At 71.6% G+C, this 17,002-nt stretch carries 13 protein-coding genes; 3 read left to right on the forward strand and 10 right to left on the reverse strand.

Features of this window, described 5'->3' with window-relative positions; all coding sequences use genetic code 11:
• Positions 1–34: 34 nt before the first annotated feature.
• Positions 35–523, forward strand: a complete 489-nt coding sequence (locus AQI70_RS38740; RefSeq protein ID WP_062154307.1) for a hypothetical protein — start codon at positions 35–37, stop codon at positions 521–523.
• A 253-nt stretch (positions 524–776) separates the two neighbouring features.
• On the opposite strand, the gene AQI70_RS26300 is transcribed toward AQI70_RS38740, so the two are convergent.
• From AQI70_RS26300 to rpe, 6 genes are all read right to left on the reverse strand, one after another.
• Entirely contained in the window at positions 777–1,229 is a 453-nt protein-coding gene (locus AQI70_RS26300) for an Lrp/AsnC family transcriptional regulator (protein WP_004002713.1), read from the reverse strand.
• 10 nt (positions 1,230–1,239) lie between these two features.
• Positions 1,240–2,709 (reverse strand): amino acid permease, encoded by a 1,470-nt coding sequence (locus tag AQI70_RS26305; protein ID WP_062154309.1) that lies wholly within the window; start codon positions 2,707–2,709, stop codon positions 1,240–1,242.
• 438 nt (positions 2,710–3,147) lie between these two features.
• Positions 3,148–4,590: a GuaB1 family IMP dehydrogenase-related protein gene (locus AQI70_RS26310; protein ID WP_062154932.1), complete on the reverse strand. Its 1,443-nt coding sequence runs from the start codon at positions 4,588–4,590 to the stop codon at positions 3,148–3,150.
• Positions 4,591–4,721: 131 nt separating this feature from the next.
• On the reverse strand, positions 4,722–5,033 hold the full coding sequence (locus AQI70_RS26315) for a barstar family protein (RefSeq protein ID WP_062154935.1): 312 nt from the start codon (positions 5,031–5,033) through the stop codon (positions 4,722–4,724).
• A gap of 76 nt (positions 5,034–5,109) precedes the next feature.
• The gene (locus AQI70_RS26320; protein WP_062154311.1) at positions 5,110–6,153 is read right to left on the reverse strand and encodes a sugar-binding transcriptional regulator; all 1,044 of its coding nucleotides are present in this window, start codon (positions 6,151–6,153) and stop codon (positions 5,110–5,112) included.
• Positions 6,154–6,231: 78 nt separating this feature from the next.
• A complete protein-coding gene (gene rpe / locus AQI70_RS26325) occupies positions 6,232–6,918 on the reverse strand; it encodes a ribulose-phosphate 3-epimerase (protein ID WP_062154313.1) in 687 nt (228 codons plus the stop codon).
• A 146-nt stretch (positions 6,919–7,064) separates the two neighbouring features.
• On the opposite strand from rpe, the gene AQI70_RS26330 reads away from it, so the two are divergent.
• Complete coding sequence (locus AQI70_RS26330; RefSeq protein WP_079051495.1) at positions 7,065–9,344, forward strand: MMPL family transporter; 2,280 nt, start codon at positions 7,065–7,067, stop codon at positions 9,342–9,344.
• 270 nt (positions 9,345–9,614) lie between these two features.
• Here the strand turns inward: AQI70_RS26330 and AQI70_RS26335 are convergent, their stop codons facing one another.
• Both AQI70_RS26335 and fmt read right to left on the reverse strand, forming a co-directional pair.
• Positions 9,615–11,033 carry an RsmB/NOP family class I SAM-dependent RNA methyltransferase gene (locus AQI70_RS26335; RefSeq protein WP_062154315.1) on the reverse strand — a complete coding sequence of 473 codons (1,419 nt, stop codon included), beginning with the start codon at positions 11,031–11,033 and terminating at the stop codon, positions 9,615–9,617.
• A gap of 76 nt (positions 11,034–11,109) precedes the next feature.
• Positions 11,110–12,042 carry a methionyl-tRNA formyltransferase gene (fmt, locus tag AQI70_RS26340; RefSeq protein WP_062154317.1) on the reverse strand — a complete coding sequence of 311 codons (933 nt, stop codon included), beginning with the start codon at positions 12,040–12,042 and terminating at the stop codon, positions 11,110–11,112.
• A 447-nt stretch (positions 12,043–12,489) separates the two neighbouring features.
• Here fmt and AQI70_RS26345 point away from each other — a divergent pair, with 447 nt between their 5' ends.
• Positions 12,490–13,032 (forward strand): hypothetical protein, encoded by a 543-nt coding sequence (locus tag AQI70_RS26345; protein ID WP_062154319.1) that lies wholly within the window; start codon positions 12,490–12,492, stop codon positions 13,030–13,032.
• 93 nt (positions 13,033–13,125) lie between these two features.
• On the opposite strand, the gene AQI70_RS26350 is transcribed toward AQI70_RS26345, so the two are convergent.
• The gene (locus tag AQI70_RS26350; RefSeq protein ID WP_062154321.1) at positions 13,126–15,282 is read right to left on the reverse strand and encodes a primosomal protein N'; all 2,157 of its coding nucleotides are present in this window, start codon (positions 15,280–15,282) and stop codon (positions 13,126–13,128) included.
• A gap of 409 nt (positions 15,283–15,691) precedes the next feature.
• Positions 15,692–16,900 carry a methionine adenosyltransferase gene (gene metK, locus AQI70_RS26355; RefSeq protein ID WP_062154323.1) on the reverse strand — a complete coding sequence of 403 codons (1,209 nt, stop codon included), beginning with the start codon at positions 16,898–16,900 and terminating at the stop codon, positions 15,692–15,694.
• Positions 16,901–17,002: the final 102 nt, after the last annotated feature.

Raw genomic sequence — 17,002 nt, forward strand, 5'->3', positions numbered from 1 at the left:
ACAGAACCCGGACCGCCAGACCCAGGGAGCCTTCATGGACACCGCCGAGCTGCTCGCTCTGCCGTTCGTCGACGCGCACACGTCGGTCGTCGCCGCGGAGCCGGACGCCGTCTGGCGAGCCGTCGGCGAGACCGTGGCCCGCCGCTTCGGGGAGCGGCGCACGGCGGTCGCCGCACGCCTGCTCGGCTGCGCCGACCGCGCCGTCGCCGGCCCCCGCCCCTTGGCCGAGGGTTCGACGGTCCCCGGGTTCCATGTGGTGACCGCGGTGCCGGGGAGGGAACTGGCGCTCGCCGGAAGCCATCGCTTCTCGGCGTACGCCCTGATCTTCCGCCTGGAGGAGGCGGGCGCGGGCCGTACCCGCGTGCGCGCCGAGACATGGGCCGCCTTCCCGGGCCCGGCCGGCCGCCTCTACCGGCTCCTGGTCATCGGGACGCGCGGGCACACGGTGATCGTACGGAGCCTGCTGACGGCGATCCGCAACCGAGCGGAGACGCCGCGGGCTGACCGAGCCACGGGGCGGTGACGCGCCCGAGAGGGGCGCTGAGCTGGAGAGATGTGCGGCTCCGCCGCGTAGGCACGGCCAGCCCCCACCAGCCACCGGACGACTCACTACACAACCGAACGAAAAGGCCGCGACCGGCCGAGACGCGGAGCGGTGAACGCGCCCCGACAGGGGCGCGGGACTGTACAGCTGTGCGGCTCCGCCGCGTGGGCACGGCCAGCCACGACGGCGCCGCAACCGACCGACGGCCCCACGCGGCGCTACCGGCGGAGCACTACGTGGGGGACCCGGAAGAAAACCGCCGCAGCAACGGCGACAGCACCAGCACCGACTTGGTCCGCTCCACGAACGGCTCCCCGGCGATCCGTTCCAGGACCCGCTCGAAGTGCCGCATGTCGGAGGCGAAGACCTGCACGATCGCGTCCGCGTCCCCGGTGACGGTGGACGCGGCCACGACCTCCTGGTAGCGCTCCAGACCTCGCTGGATGGTCTCCGGCGAGGTGTTGCGCCGGCAGTAGATCTCGACGAACCCCTCGGTCTCCCAGCCGAGCGCCGCCGGGTCGACCCGGACGGTGAACCCGGTGATCGCTCCGGTGGCGCGCAGCCGGTCCACGCGCCGTTTCACGGCGGGCGCGGACAGGCCGACGAGCTGCCCGATGTCCGCGTAGGAGCGGCGGGCGTCCTCGGCGAGGGCGTGCACGATGCGTTCGTCGAGATCGTTCAGCACTGCGGGGGTTTCACTTCACTTCTGGTGTTGCAAGCCTGGAACGGCGATAGCCGTACAGGAAGTAGAACACGAGACCGGCGGCCATCCAGAACCCGAAGACCACCCAGGTCACGGTGTCGAGGCTGAACATGTTGTACGCGCAGAACAGGAAGCCCAGCACCGGCAGCACCGGCCCGAACGGCACCCTGAACGTGCGCTCGAGCTCCGGCCGCCGGTAACGCAGCACGATGACGGCGATGTTGACCAGCGCGAAGGCGAAGAGCGTGCCGATGCTGGTGGCGTCGACGAGCTTGCCCAGCGGGATGAGGGCGGCGAGGGCACCGCAGAAGAGCGAGACGATCACCGTGTTGAGGCGGGGCGCGCCGGTCTTGGGGTGGACCTTGCCGAGCGCCTTCGGCACCAGGCCGTCGCGGGACATCGCGAAGAGGATGCGGGTCTGGCCGTAGAGCACGGTGAGCACGACGCTCGCGATGGAGATGACCGCGCCGAGCGCGAGCAGGGTGCCCCAGAAGGTCTGGCCGCTGACGTCGTTCATGATCGCGGCGAGGGAGGCGTTGGAGCCCTCGAACTTCGTCCAGTGCCAGGCGCCGACGGCGACGCCCGCGACGAGCACGTACAGCGCGGTCACGATGATCAGCGACAGCATGATCGCCTTCGGCAGGTCCCGCTTGGGGTCCTTGGCCTCCTCACCGGCGGTGGAGGCGGCGTCGAAGCCGATGTAGGAGAAGAAGAGCGTGGCGCCGGCGGCGCTCACGCCCGCCATGCCGAGCGGCATGAAGTCGGCGTAGTTGCCGGACTTGAAGCCCATGAACCCGACCGCGCAGAACAGCACCAGCGCGGCGATCTTCACGGCGACCATGATCGTGTTGGCGCGGGCGGACTCACGGACGCCGCCGAGCAGGAACACCATCGCCAGCAGGACGACTATCAGGGCGGGCAGGTTGATGATCCCGCCCTCACCCGGCGCCGAGGACAGCAGGGCCGGGATGGTCACCCCGATGGTGCCGTTCAGCAGCTCGTTGAGGTACTCGCCCCAGCCGACGGCGACGGCGGCCACCGACACGCCGTACTCCAGCACCAGACACCAGCCGCAGACCCAGGCGACCAGCTCACCCATCGTTGCGTATGCATACGAGTACGAGGAGCCGGCGACCGGGATGCTGCCCGCGAGCTCCGCGTACGACAGGGCCGAGAACAGTGCGGTGAGACCGGCGATCACAAAGGCCAGGGTGACCGCGGGACCGGCCTCCGGGACGGCGTCGCCCAGGACCACGAAGATGCCGGTGCCCAGGGTGGCACCGATGCTGATCATGGTGAGCTGCCACAGGCCGAGGGAGCGCCGCAGGGACCCTCCCTCACCCTGACCGCCCTCCGCGACCAGGTGTTCCACGGGCTTGCGACGCATCAGACGCGCGCCGACACCCGGGGACGGTGGGGCGGTCTGGGTACTGCTGTGCGGGGGTGCGCCTTGGTCGAGCACGCGCTGACTCCTTCGTCGCTGCCTCTTCAGGGCGGCGGGGACCGGCGGCACTCCGCGCGAGCAGAGACCCACCGAGCGGGGTCCCTGCCACGCCACGTACGAGGCGACAGCCTACGAGGAGCGGCGTTGCCGTTGTAATGCAGCAACCTTGCGTATGCCCGAAAGATCATTGCGTTCCTCGGGGCTGGGTGGGTGTTCGTTGCACGGCGGCTTTCGACCATTGCGCAGGGGGCGGTCAGAGGGCCTTGACGAGGAAGGTGCACGGGAGCGGGGCCCGGCGCCAGAGCCGCGCTCGGGATGACGTTCGAGCACGTCGATGTCCTCGGCCCGGCAGACGGTGATGTCCATCACCCGACCGTGGAGTCCGGGCATGCCGAACGGCCCCCGATGTTCCCGGCGGGCGGGTCAACGGGGGCCGTACGAAAGGGCGTTGGGGCGTCAGTTCCAGCTGGCGTGCAGCGGCTTGCCCTCCGCGTAACCGGCCGCGCTCTGGATGCCGACGACCGCCTTCTCGGCGAACTCCTCCAGGGAGCCGGCGCCCGCGTAGGTGCAGGAGGACCGCACGCCCGCGATGATCGAGTCGATCAGGTCCTCCACACCCGGGCGGGCCGGGTCGAGGAACATGCGGGAGGTGGAGATGCCCTCCTCGAACAGCGCCTTGCGGGCGCGGTCGTAGGCCGACTCCTCGGACGTACGGTTGCGCACGGCACGCGCGGAGGCCATGCCGAACGACTCCTTGTACGCACGCCCCTGAGCGTCGTGCTGGAGGTCGCCCGGCGACTCGTACGTGCCCGAGAACCAGGACCCGATCATCACGTTGGACGCACCGGCCGCGAGCGCCATGGCGACGTCCCGCGGGTGCCGGACACCGCCGTCGGCCCACACGTGCTTGCCGTACTTCTTCGCCTCGGCGGCGCACTCCAGCACGGCCGAGAACTGCGGCCGGCCGACGCCGGTCATCATGCGGGTGGTGCACATCGCGCCCGGTCCGACACCGACCTTGATGATGTCGGCGCCGGCCTCGACCAGGTCCCGGACACCCTCCGCGGCGACGATGTTGCCGGCGACGATCGGCACCTGCGGGTCGAGCGCCCGCACGGTCCTGATCGCGGCGATCATCGACTCCTGGTGGCCGTGCGCCGTGTCGATGACGAGCGTGTCCACGCCCGCGTCGAGCAGCTGCTTGGCCTTGCCCGCCACGTCGCCGTTGATGCCGACGGCGGCCGCTATGCGCAGCTTGCCGTTCGCGTCGGTGGCCGGCGTGTACAGCGTGGCGCGCAGGGCGCCCTTGCGGGTCAGGATGCCCGCGAGGCGGCCGTCCTTGTCGACGGCCGGGGCGTAGCGCCGGTTGTGGTGGTCGAGGGTGTTGAAGGCCTCGCGCGGGTCCTGGTCCGCGTCGAGGAGCAGCAGGTCCCGGGACATGACCACTTCGAGCTGGGTGAAGCGGTCAACGCCGGACAGGTCGGAGTCGGTGACGACGCCGATCGGCTTGAAGTCCTCGTCGACGACCACACCGGCGTTGTGCGCGCGCTTGGGCAGCAGGGCCAGCGCGTCGGCGACGGTCTGGTGCGGGGCCAGCACGATCGGGGTGTCGAGCACGAGGTGGCGGCTCTTCACCCAGGAGATGACGTCCGTGACGACGTCGATCGGGATGTCCTGCGGAATGACCACCAGACCACCCCGCCGGGCCACGGTCTCGGCCATACGACGGCCCGCGATGGCGGTCATGTTGGCGACGACCAGCGGGATGGTGGTGCCCGTGCCGTCCGGGGAGCTGAGGTCCACGCCCTGTCGCGAGCCGACCGCGCTGCGGCTCGGGACCATGAAGACGTCGTCGTACGTCAGGTCGTACGCGGGCTGGATGTCATTGAGGAAACGCACGTGCTGCACATCCCAGTCGTTCAGAGGTGGCCCCCGGACAGGTCAGCCAGGGGGAAGAGCACGTACTTCATTGTCCCATGCTGACCGGAACGCACTGCACGGTCGCTTCATACGAGCAGGTCAGAGGGGCCTTAGGAGGATCCTCCGAGAGCAAGCATCACCGTGAGCGACGGCGCCCGGTCCACGGCCGCGGAGAACACCTCCTGGGCGATCTCCCACTCCTCCGGCCGCGCCTTGGCGTACGGCTGCCAGTTCCGTACGACGACCAGGAGCCCGTCCGCGGCCTCGGCGGGCCAGACGGAGGGGTCGGCGAGGCTGTCGGCGAGGGCGTCCCAGTTGCGGCCGAACCAGTCGGGCAGCTCCAGGGTCTCGGCGCAGCGGTCCATCAGGCCCGCCTTGTCCTTGACCCCGTCGAGGTCCAGCGTTACCACGAGTTCCGTCATCTCGGCACCGCCCAGGTCGTAGTGATCGTCGATGAACGAGGGGACGGCGCCACGGCCGCCCCCTCCTGACACGGCGTCAGTGTCCGTCCGGGTCCGCCCGGTTGAGCGCGGGCTTGGGAGCCGGCCCCGCCGTCATCAGCACGTCCGCCGCCGAGGTGTCCGTCACCAGGCTGGTGACGAGCCCCGAGCGCAGCACCGCGTCGATCGCGGACGCCTTGCGCGCCCCGCCCGCGATCGCGACGACCTCCGGGATACGGCGGAGCTGGTCGGCCTTGACGGTGATGCACCGCTCCCCCAGGTCCCGTCCGACCCGTCGGCCCTCGGCGTCGAAGAGGTGCGCGGACATCTCGGCTGCCACGCCGAGCGAGGCGTAGTGCGCGCGCTCCTCGTCGCTGAGCATGTCGTGCACGGTCGAGATGCCGGGCTCCCAGGAACCGATGGAGACGCAGGCGACCGTGACCTTGTCGAAGTACTCGAAGGCCCGGGCGATCCCGGTCTGGTGGCGCAGCGCCGCCGCGGTGGCCGCGTCCGGCAGCAGCATCGGCGCGTAGATGGGGTGGGCGTCGCCGCCCGACACCTGGGCGGCCCGCCGTACCGCCTCCACCGAACCGCGTTCGGCGGTCCCGGCGTCGTACACGCCCGTCAGCTGGACCACGGTGCACGGCGGCAGCCGGTCGAGGGCGGCCGCCATGTGGATGGTGGACCGGCCCCAGGCCAGGCCCAGCACATCCCCCTCGTTCACCAGCTCGCCGAGCAGGTCGGCGGCCACTTCTCCCAGGTTCTCGGGGTCGGGCGAATCCTCGGCCTCGGCCGGGGACTCGACCACCACGGCATGCCTGAGGCCGTACCGGGCGCGCAGCGCGTCCGAGCGCTCGGCGTCCAGTTCGGCCGGCACGCGGATCTCGATGCGCACCAGATCCCGTTCGAGGGCGGTCTCCAGGACCCGGGCCACCTTGAAGCGGCTGACGCCGAACTCCTCCGCGATCTGGATCTTGGATTTGCCCTCGAGGTAGAAGCGGCGGGCCATGGCCGCCGCCTGCACCAGCTCAGCGGGTCCCATCCGCATGGCTGACCGGCCCGCCGACATACCCGACACGGCGATCTCCTCACTGCTGTTCACACTCTGGATTCGCCGTTCATCCTTGCAGATCCGGCGCTCTTGATCCGCCCTGATGGCGGCCGTTCACGTTCCCTTGGCTCAGTGGTCGCATGCCCAGGCTGCGGTCTTCGTGACCGCCTCGGCCTGAGCACGCAGTGCCCGTACCGCTTCGGCCGGGTCCTCGGCCCCGTACACCGCCGACCCGGCGACGAAGACATCGGCGCCCGCCTCGGCGCACTGCTCGATGGTCGAGGCGGAGACTCCGCCGTCCACCTGGAGCCACAGCTCAAGGCCGTGCTTGCTGATCAACTCGCGGGTGCGGCGGATCTTCGGAAGCATGATGTCGAGAAACGCCTGACCACCGAAGCCCGGCTCGACCGTCATGATCAGCAGCATGTCGAGCTCGGGGAGCAGATCCTCGTACGGCTCGATGGGCGTCGCGGGCCGAAGCGCCATGGAGGCACGGGCGCCCTTGGCCCGGATCTCCCGGGCCAGCCGTACGGGCGCGGCGGCGGCCTCGACATGGAAGGTGACGGAGGAGGCCCCCGCTTCGACGTACTGGGGCGCCCACCGATCGGGGGCCTCGATCATCAGATGGCAGTCCAGCGGAGTGTCCGTCGCTCGGGCCAGGGACTCTACGACCGGCACGCCGAGCGTGAGGTTCGGGACGAAATGGTTGTCCATGACGTCGACGTGGAGCCAGTCGGCTCCATCGACCGCCTTGGCCTCGTCCGCGAGGCGGGCGAAGTCGGCGGACAGGATGCTGGGGTTGATCTGCACGGCCATGACCCAAGACTGCCATGCCGGGGCACGAATGTTCGCGCCGGTACAGACCTGAGACGTTCATCGGATGTTGTGTCCGGTTCGTGCGTGCCATGCTGGGCGGCCGACCGGATGGCCGACCGGATCGTTGTGCGGCTGCGGGGGTGGCCATGACGGAGATCCAGGAGCAGAAGCGGCGGACGCGACCGGCACAGCGGGGCATCGCACATCTGGTGTGCGGGCGGCGCGCCAAGTGGGTGGTGCTCGTCCTGTGGCTGGCGGTGCTGTTCGTGACGGCGCCGTTCGCCCAGAAGCTGACCGACGCCCAGGACAACGACGCGGCCTCCTGGCTGCCGGGGTCCGCGGAATCCACCCAAGTCCTCGAACTCTCCGAGAACTTCAGGCCGGAGCAGATCCCCGCGATCGTCGTCTACGCCCGCGACAGCGGCCTGACGGCCGAGGACCGGGCGGCGATCACCGAGGACGTGGCCCGGCTCAAGCAGCTGACCGACCACGGCATCCGGGGCGCCGAGACCCGGAACCCTGCCTTCGACCGGGAGACCGACCCGCGAGCGGCCCGGATCCACGTCCCGATCACCATGGACGAGCAGGGCTGGGAGCGCGTAGCTCCGGCCGTCGACTCCATCCGGGACGTCGTGGGCGCGGGCGGCGGCGGACTCGCCGTGCACATCACGGGCCCGGGCGGCACGTCCGCGGACTTCGCGGAAGCCTTCGAGGGCATCGACTCCACGCTGCTGCTCTCGGCGATGGCGGTGGTCGTCGTCATGCTGCTGCTGACCTACCGCAGCCCGACCCTGCTCCTGGTCCCCCTGCTCGCCGTGATCGTCGCCCTGTTCACCGCGCAGGCCCTCATCTATCTCCTGGCGGAGCACGCGGGCCTGACGGTCAACGGCCAGAGCGCGGGCATCCTCACGGTCCTGGTCTTCGGGGCGGGCACGGACTACGCCCTCCTCCTCGTCGCCCGCTACCGGGAGGAACTACGCCGTCACGAGGACCGCCACGAGGCGATGGCGCTGGCCCTGCACCGCGCGGGCCCGGCGGTGATCGCCTCCGGCGCGACCGTCGTCCTGAGCATGCTGGTGCTGCTGGCGGCGGAGATGAACTCGACGAGCGGCCTCGGCCCGGTCGCGGCGATCGGCGTGGCGGTCGGCCTCCTGGCGATGCTGACCCTGTTCCCCGCCCTCCTCGTCGTCTTCGGCCGCTGGATCTTCTGGCCGGTGATCCCGCACCTGGGCACGGAGAACCCGGACCAGCGGGGCATCTGGGCCCGCATGGGCCGCCGTATCGCCCACCGCCCGCGCATGATCTGGGCCGCCACGGCCATCGCCCTGGCGGTCTGCTCCCTGGGCCTGATCCAACTGCGCGCCGAAGGGCTGAGCAACGCCGACGCGTTCACCGACAAGCCGGACTCGATCACCGGCCAGGAGGTCTCCGCCCGCTACTTCCCGGCCGGCAGCGGTGACCCGCTGGTCATCGTCAGCAACCAGGCGCAGGCGGAGCGGGTGGGCCGAGCGGTGGCGGAGACCCGGGGCGTCGTCCCCGAGTCGCTGGGCCTGCCCCCGGGCACGAAACCGTCGTACGACGGCAAGGTGCTCTTCGAGGCCACGCTGAGCGACCCGTCGGACAGCGAGGCGGCCAAGCAGACAGTGGAGCGGGTCCGCGACGCCGTGCACGCGGTCCCGGACGCCGACGCGCAGGTGGGCGGCGGTACGGCGGCCCTGCTGGACTTGGACAGGGCGACCACCCATGACAACGTCCTGATCATCCCGCTGGTCCTGGTCGTGGTGCTGCTGATCCTCTGCGTCCTGCTGCGCGCCCTGATCGCCCCGCTGCTCCTCATCGCGACGGTGATCCTGTCCTTCACGGCAGCGCTGGGCATCAGCGCGCTGGCGTTCCGCCACCTCTTCGACTACGCGGGCGAGTCGACGGACTTCCCGTTGTTCGTCTTCGTCTTCCTGGTGGCCCTCGGCATCGACTACAACATCTTCCTCACGACCCGCATCCGCGAGGAGGCCACCCACCAGGGCACCCGCCCCGGCGTGGTCACGGGCCTCGCGGCGACGGGCGCGGTCATCACCTCCGCCGGCCTGGTCCTGGCCGGCACCTTCGCCGCCCTCGGCACCCTCCCCATGGTCGCCTTGGCCGAGATCGGCTTCGCGGTCGCCCTGGGCGTACTCCTGGACACCTTCATCGTGCGCTCGATCCTGGTGACGTCGCTGTTCCTGGACGTGGGTCCGAAGGTGTGGTGGCCACATCGGCTGGCGCGGGGGGACGGCGGGGCGTCGGTGGCCAGAGAGGCCCGGGAGGCTTGGGAGGCCCGAGAGGCGGGGGAGGCTGGGGAGGCGCGGGAGGCTTGGGAGGCGCGGGAGGCCGGGGAGGCGCGGCAGGCCAGGGAGGCGGAGGGGACGGCCGACCGGCCGGGCGGGTGACGGGCATGCCGCCTCGCCTTGGACGGCGCACGCAGCGGCGGCCGCTTCCCCAGACTCAGCGGCGGCCACTTCCCAACGCCGGCCGGTGTACTTCAGCCCGTCCGGCGTTTGAGGACGAGGCCCGTTCAGGGCCGATGGCGGGGGTCTGGGGGCCGCAGGCCCCCAGGAACGCGGGGTCGAAGGGGCGGCAGCCCCTGGAGGACGGGACGGGTAGGGGCGGCGGGGGCGAAACCAACCGGCCCCGCACCGAGACCACCCGGCAGACCCGACTCAGCCCACCCGCCGAATCAACGCGAGATACATCGCGTCCGTCCCATGCAGATGCGGCCACAGCTGAACATCAGGCCCCTCCCCCAGCTCCGGCACCCCCGGCAGCAACGGCCGCGCATCGATCAGCTCAGCTCCGCCCCGCTGCTTCAGCACGTCATCCACAACGGCCCGCGTCTCAGCGAGATGCGGCGAACAGGTGGCGTAACCGACAACCCCACCCACCCGCACGGAGTCCAGCGCGGTGAGCAACAACGCCCGCTGCAACGGCCCAAACCCCTCCAGATCCTCCGGACGCCGCCGCCACCGCGCCTCAGGCCGCCGCCGCAGCGCCCCGAGCCCGGTGCAGGGCACATCCATCAGCACCCGGTCGAAGGAACCGGCCCGCCACGGCGGCCGCGTCCCGTCCGCGGCGATGACCTGATACGGCCCGGGATTGCCGTGCAGGGCCTTCGCCACCAGCCCCGCCCGATGCGGCTGCTTCTCGGAGGCGAGCAACACGGCCCCCCGCTCGGCGGCCAACGCTCCGAGCAGCGCCGCCTTGCCGCCAGGCCCGGCACACCCGTCGAGCCACTTCGCGTCGGGCCCGTCGAGGGGAGCGTTGGCAAGGGCGAGCGCGACCAGCTGACTCCCCTCGTCCTGCACACCGGCACGCCCCTCCCGTACGGCCTCGATGGCCCCCGGCTCCCCGCCTTCGGCCAGCCGCACGGCATACGGCGACCAGCGCCCCGGCACCGCGGCCTCCTCGCCGAGCAGTTCCTCGGTCGTGGCCCGCCCCGGCCGCGCGACCAGCGTCACCTCGGGCCGCTCGTTGTCGGCCTCCAGCAACCGCTCGATCCCGGCCCGCCCGCCGCCGAGCGAGTCCCACAGCGCCGAGACGACCCACCGCGGATGCGAGTGCACGACGGCGAGATGGTCCTCGGGATCCTCGTCGTAGGGCGGCGCGACCCGCTGGATCCACCCGTCGAGATCGTCCTGCGCGACCTTCCGCAGCACGGCGTTGACGAACTTGGCCCGCCCGTCCCCGAGCACCACCCGCGCGAGCTCGACGGACGCGGACACGGCGGCGTGCGTCGGAATCCGCGTACCGAGCAGCTGATGCGCACCAAGGCTCAGCACATCGAGCACAGGCGGATCGACCTCCCGCAGCGGCCGGTCGACACACGCGGCGATCACGGCGTCGTACGTCCCCTGCCACCGCAGCGTCCCGTACACCAGCTCGGTGGCGAGCGCCGCGTCCCGCCCGTCGAAGTCACCCTTCTCCCGCGCCTTGCGCAACAGCGGCGGCAGAACGAGGTTGGCATAGGCGTCCCGCTCGTCCACGGCACCCAGCGCCTCGAAGGCGAGGATGCGGACGGGGTCCTTCTTGGGCCGTCGGTACGGCTTGCCGGGTTTACGGGGCCGACGGGAGGTGTCGCTCACGAAAAAGGTGCTCCGGATTGCTGGATGAGATGTACGACCAGCCTACGTCGCACCACCCGCCCCGCGTACGGCCCGGTCACGCCCCGAGGCTCTCCCCGTCCCCGATCCGCACACCCCGCGCCCAGTCCGCGGCGCGCATCGGCTTCTTGCCCTGCGCCTGCACCCACAGCAGCTCGACGGCGTACGAACCGGTCCCGACGTACACGTTGTTCTTCCCCACGGAGAGCGCGCCGGGGGCGAGATCGTCCCGCCCGGGAACCGTCTGCACCTGGATGAGCTTGAGGCGCTCACCGCGGAAGGTGGTCCAGGCGCCGGGTGCGGGGGTGCAGCCGCGCACGACACGGTCGACGCGCAGGGCGGGAGCGCTCCAGTCGACGTGGGCGTCCTCGACGTTGACCTTCGGGGCGAGGGTGATCCCTTCGGACGGCTGCGGTACGGCCTTAAGCGTGCCGTCCTCGATCCCGTCCATGGTCGCGGCGAGCAGCCCGGCGCCGGCGAAGGCGAGCCGGGTCAGCAGGTCACCGCTGGTGTCGGTGGGCCGGATCTCCTCGGTGACCGTGCCGTAGACGGGTCCGGAGTCGAGCCCTTCCTCGATGAGGAAGGTGGAGGCTCCCGTGATCTCGTCTCCCGCCATGATGGCGTGCTGCACGGGCGCGGCCCCGCGCCAGGCGGGCAGCAGCGAGAAGTGCAGGTTGACCCAGCCGTGGGCCGGAATGTCGAGGGCGACGCGCGGCAGCAGGGCGCCGTAGGCGACGACGGGGCAGCAGTCGGGCGCGATCTCCCTGAGCCGCTCCAGGAACTCCGGGTCGCGCGGCTTCGCGGGCTTGAGCACCTCGATCCCGGCCTCCTCGGCCCGCTCGGCCACCGGACTCGCCACCAGCCTGCGTCCCCGCCCGGCCGGCGCGTCGGGCCGCGTGACGACGGCGGCCACCTCGTGCCGCCCGGAGGCGATCAGAGCGTCCAGAGCGGGTACGGCGACCTCGGGGGTACCGGCGAAGACAAGCTTCATGGGTGGGTACGGGCCTCTCGGGCGGGGGTTGTTGCGGGCAACGCACAAGTTTATGGGGCGGCGGTACAGGGTTGCGCGGTCTGTATGCAGTGCGTGGGGCGGGGCGCGTCACGAATGCGACGGACGGCAGCACTCGGGGCGGCAGTGCGCCCCCTCCTCCCCCACGAAGAAAAAGCCGCCGACGACGAGCAACCCCCGCAGGGAGAGCCCAGCCTCTTGCCCCACCGGACCCCACCGGAAGCGGGTGGTGCGCGGGCGGACAAGCATCCGGGTCCGAAGGCCGAGGCGCACACCCCCCGCGCAGGGGCGTAGGCATATGCCCACACGCCCCCTTTGCGTGACCCGCGGAGCGATCCCGCGTTGGTCAAGAAAGAGTTGACCACAACGGGCCGCATGCACCGTATGCGCGGCCCACTCCTTTTCAACGCCGGTTCGAGAGGCTTGTTCATGGCCGACCACGCAACCCACGACGCCCAGGCTCGGGCCAGCCTGCACTTGCTGGTGCGGGACATCGAGCGGGTCCGCCGGCAGGTGGACGCACTGCGCACGCTCACCGCCCAACTGGGCAACGTCTACCGCCCGCGCCGCTCCGGCCCCTCCACGGGCTTCGTCGTCTACGGACGCGCCCCCGCCCCGACGGTCCGTCTCGCCCAGGAGCTGCGGGACAGTGTCGAGACCCTGGTCACGGCAGCCGTGGACTTCGACCGCTCACTCGGCTTCTCCTGGGACGCGGTGGGTTCCGCCCTCGGCGTCACCAAGCAGGCGGTCCACCGCCGTTACGGCGCGCGCCGCGCCGCCGCCCAGGCGGCAGCCGAGGCCGAGCGGTCGCCCGAGCCGTCGGGAACCCGCACGGTCAACGTCACCACCGCCATCCCCACCGTGCCGACGGTCCCCGCGGCCCGCTCCATGCCGACCCAGCCGACGGCGGGCAGCCCCGGGCTCCGCGACGAGGCCCGGCCCACGGCCTTCCCCGGCCCTCGCAACGGCTGACGCCCCCGCCCCCCGTCCCTCGGCCCTCCTGGAGCGCACCCGGGAGGGCCGAGACATGCCGGCCGCCGGACGCGCCCCGACGCACGACGAGGCTCACCCGATATCAGGCGGGTCAATCCGAACCCGCACGGCGACGCCCTCCCCGCCCCCACGCGCCATCCGAGCCGCCTGCGCGGCCTTCAGCGCGGCCGCCAGCGCAGCGCCCCTCCCGGGCGGCACCCGGATCAACGCCCGGTCCCAGTGCTCCCCGGGTGGCGGCGCCCCCGTGCGCCGCGGCCGGCCCGCCGCCGTGACGGGCAGCGGCACCGGCCCCAGTACCTCGGCCTCCGGCGGCAGTTCGACCGTACGCAGAAACTCGGCGACCGCCTCCCCCGGCCCGGCCACGGAAGCCATCCGGGACACCGGGGGGAACCCCAGCTCGGCCCGCTCGGCAAGCTCCCGCACCGCATGCCCGACGGGATCCCACCGCACCAGTGCCTGCACGGGCCGCAGCGTGGGCTCGGCGACGACGACCACCGTCCCTCCGGCACTCTGCGGCCGTACCAGCGAGGCAGCCCCGATCCACCGCCGCAACGCGTCCTCCCCCGCCCGCAGATCGGGCCGCCCGAGCATGGCCCAGCCGTCCAGCAAGAGGGCCGCCGCATACCCGCCCTCGGCGACGGGCTCGGCGCCCGGCGTGCTCACGACCAACGAGGGCGTCCCCGGCACGGTGTCCAGCACATGCTCACGCCCGGAGGTGCGCACCGGAACGGCGGGAAAGGCCCGCCCCAACTCCTCGGCGGTCCGCCGTGCCCCGACCACCTGCGCCCGCAACCGGAACCCACCGCACTCCGGACAGTGCCAGGCGCCCTCCTCGCGCCCACACCACCCACAGCGCAGGTCCACCCCGGAGCCGTGCGCCTCCAGGGGCCCGGCGCAGTGCCGACACCGAGCGGGCGCCCGGCAGTTCGCACAGGCCATCCGCGGCACATACCCCCGCCTGGGCACCTGGACGAGGACCGGGCCCTGCCGCAGTGCCTCCCGGACCACCTGCCAGGCAAGAGTGGGCAGCCGAGCGGCCCGCGCGGCCTCGTCCCGGGCCAGATCGGCGTCCCCCACGGTCCGTACGAGGGGAGCCGTGGCGCGCACCTGCTCCCGCGCGGCGACCAGCGGCCGGGCCCAACCGCTCTCGACCAGCTGGGCGGCCTCGACGGTGCAGCCCCAACTCCCCAGCAGAAACCCGCACTTGTCCTGCGCGGCTCGCAGGAGCAGCACCTCACGGGCATGCGGCTGAGGCGCGTGCTGCTCACTGTGGCTGTCGTCGCCGTCGTCCCAGAGGGCGACCAGCCCGAGCTCCTGTACCGGAGCGAACATGGCGGCCCGGGTCCCTACGACCGCCCGCACGGACCCTCTCCGCACGGCGAGCCACTCCCGATATCGCTTCTCCGGCCCGGCATCGGCGGTCAGCACCGCGTGCCGCCCCTCCCCCATCAGCGAGGTCAGGGCAGCGTCGACCCTTGCGACGGCCCTGCCGTCCGGCAGGACGACGAGGGCACCACGTCCGGAGGCCAGCGTGGCGACGACGGCCCGAGCCAGCTCCTCGCTCCACTCGGGCCCGGGCAGCGCGTTCCACACGGCGCGCGGCGCGTCCCCGGAGGCCAGTGCCGCCAGAAACGCGGCCCCCCGCCCGTACCTCCGCCAAGACCCCACCTCGGGCACACCCGGCTTCGGCGGGGGCTCCGGCGAAGGCCGCTGCTCGGCCCGCGCACTGCGCGGCGGCACGGCCAGCTGCAGCACATCGGCGAGCCCACCGGCATACCGATCGGCCACGGCTCGCGCGAGCCCCAGCAGTTCCTCGCTCAACACCCGCTCGGGCGAGACGACCTGGGCGAGAGCCGCAAGCGGCCCGGAGTAGTCGGACTCGGCAACCCGCTCGACCAGGAACCCGTCGATGAGCCCCCCGCCCTCACGCCGCCCCTCCCGCACCCGATGCCGCCCGGCCCCGAACCGCACCCGGACCCGCACCCCGGGCTGGGCGTCCGCGTCCAGCTCCTCCGGCACGGCGTAGTCGAAGTACCGGTCGAGATGCAGCACGCCCTTGTCGACCAGCACCCGCGCGACGGGCAACTCCTTGGCGAGCTCGGCCCCCCGCCAGGTCCTGGGCTTGGCCCGCGGCGCCTTCGCCTTCCGCACGCTCTCCCGAATGAGCGCGAGCTGCTCGGGCGACGCCCCCTCGGCCCCGCCACCCACCTGCTCGTTCTCGCTGCTCACCCTTGCATTCTTACCAAACACCACTGACAGCGCCGTCCGCCCGAGATCACCCCGAGCACGGACCACGAACGCCACACGGCGCTTTTGCCTTGGACCACTCGGCCATACCGATCAAGAACCGGCAGCAGGATTCGAACCTGCGAGGGAACACATCCCGGAAGTACCCGCACCCATCGCACCGGACGACGTCACCGCTCCCGAGATCCCTTCGGCATCGGCACACATTCCCAGATTCACCGCACGCCCAAGGCGCACTCCACTGAAGTAACCGAGGCCATCGCACCGGGAGATCACCAGCGTACGAAGCCCTCGTACGACCCGCGAACGCATTTCCCGGGCCCTGAACACGCCGAGTCCCGGCATCCCCTGGGGACACCGGGACTCGGCGAAAACTCGGGCGCCGTACGGCCTACAGCCCCGTCGCCTTCCGCAGCGCCTCCACCCGGTCCGTCCGCTCCCAGGTGAAGTCCGGCAGCTCACGGCCGAAGTGGCCGTAGGCGGCGGTCTGGGAGTAGATCGGGCGGAGCAGGTCCAGGTCGCGGATGATGGCCGCCGGACGCAGGTCGAAGACCTCGTCGATGGCCTTCTCGATCTTCTCGACGTCGACCTTGGCCGTGCCGAAGGTCTCCACGAACAGGCCGACCGGCTCGGCCTTGCCGATCGCGTACGCCACCTGCACTTCGCAGCGGGAGGCCAGACCCGCGGCCACCACGTTCTTGGCGACCCAGCGCATCGCGTACGCCGCCGAACGGTCCACCTTGGACGGGTCCTTGCCGGAGAACGCGCCGCCGCCGTGGCGGGCCATGCCGCCGTACGTGTCGATGATGATCTTCCGGCCGGTCAGACCCGCGTCACCCATCGGACCGCCGATCTCGAAGCGGCCGGTGGGGTTGACCAGGAGGCGGTAGTTCTCGGTGTCGAGCTTGATGCCGTCGTCCAGCAGCGCCTTCAGCTCCGGCTCGACCACGAACTCCCGGATGTCGGGGGCGAGGAGGGACTCGAGGTCGATGTCGCTCGCGTGCTGCGAGGAGACGACCACCGTGTCCAGGCGGACCGCCTTGTCGCCGTCGTACTCGATGGTGACCTGCGTCTTGCCGTCGGGGCGCAGGTAGGGGATCGTGCCGTTCTTGCGCACCTCGGAGAGGCGCTTGGACAGGCGGTGCGCCAGGAAGATCGGCAGCGGCATCAGGGTGGGCGTCTCGTCGGTCGCGTAACCGAACATCAGGCCCTGGTCGCCGGCGCCCTGGCGGTCCAGCTCGTCGTCGTCGCCCTCGACCCGGGACTCGTACGCCGTGTCCACGCCCTGCGCGATGTCCGGGGACTGCGCACCGATGGAGACCGAGACACCACAGGAGGCGCCGTCGAAGCCCTTCTTCGAGGAGTCGTAGCCGATCTCGAGGATCTTGTTGCGGACCAGCGTCGCGATGTCCGCGTACGTCTTGGTGGTGACCTCTCCGGCCACGTGCACCAGGCCGGTCGTGATGAGGGTCTCGACGGCGACCCGAGAGGTCGGGTCCTCGCGCAGAAGCGCGTCGAGAATGGTGTCACTGATCTGGTCAGCGATCTTGTCGGGGTGACCCTCGGTCACGGACTCCGAGGTGAACAGGCGACGGGACACAACGCTCCCTGTGGTTGCAGCGGCTGCTGGCTGATCATTGGCGGACGGGACGGGGGCTGCGCCCGGCGTCGTCCGAGGACAGTTTATCTGTCGTGCTCGGCC

This window comes from Streptomyces curacoi (assembly GCF_001513975.1).
GTDB lineage: Bacteria > Actinomycetota > Actinomycetes > Streptomycetales > Streptomycetaceae > Streptomyces > Streptomyces curacoi.

Bases quoted from the DNA above. Each gene is read 5' to 3' on its own strand.
- AQI70_RS38740 (WP_062154307.1), top strand. From the start codon at position 35: ATGGACACCGCCGAGCTGCTCGCTCTGCCGTTCGTCGACGCGCACACG.
- AQI70_RS26315 (WP_062154935.1), bottom strand. From the start codon at position 5,033: ATGACGGAACTCGTGGTAACGCTGGACCTCGACGGGGTCAAGGACAAG.
- rpe (WP_062154313.1), bottom strand. From the start codon at position 6,918: ATGGCCGTGCAGATCAACCCCAGCATCCTGTCCGCCGACTTCGCCCGC.
- AQI70_RS26330 (WP_079051495.1), top strand. From the start codon at position 7,065: ATGACGGAGATCCAGGAGCAGAAGCGGCGGACGCGACCGGCACAGCGG.
- fmt (WP_062154317.1), bottom strand. From the start codon at position 12,042: ATGAAGCTTGTCTTCGCCGGTACCCCCGAGGTCGCCGTACCCGCTCTG.
- AQI70_RS26345 (WP_062154319.1), top strand. From the start codon at position 12,490: ATGGCCGACCACGCAACCCACGACGCCCAGGCTCGGGCCAGCCTGCAC.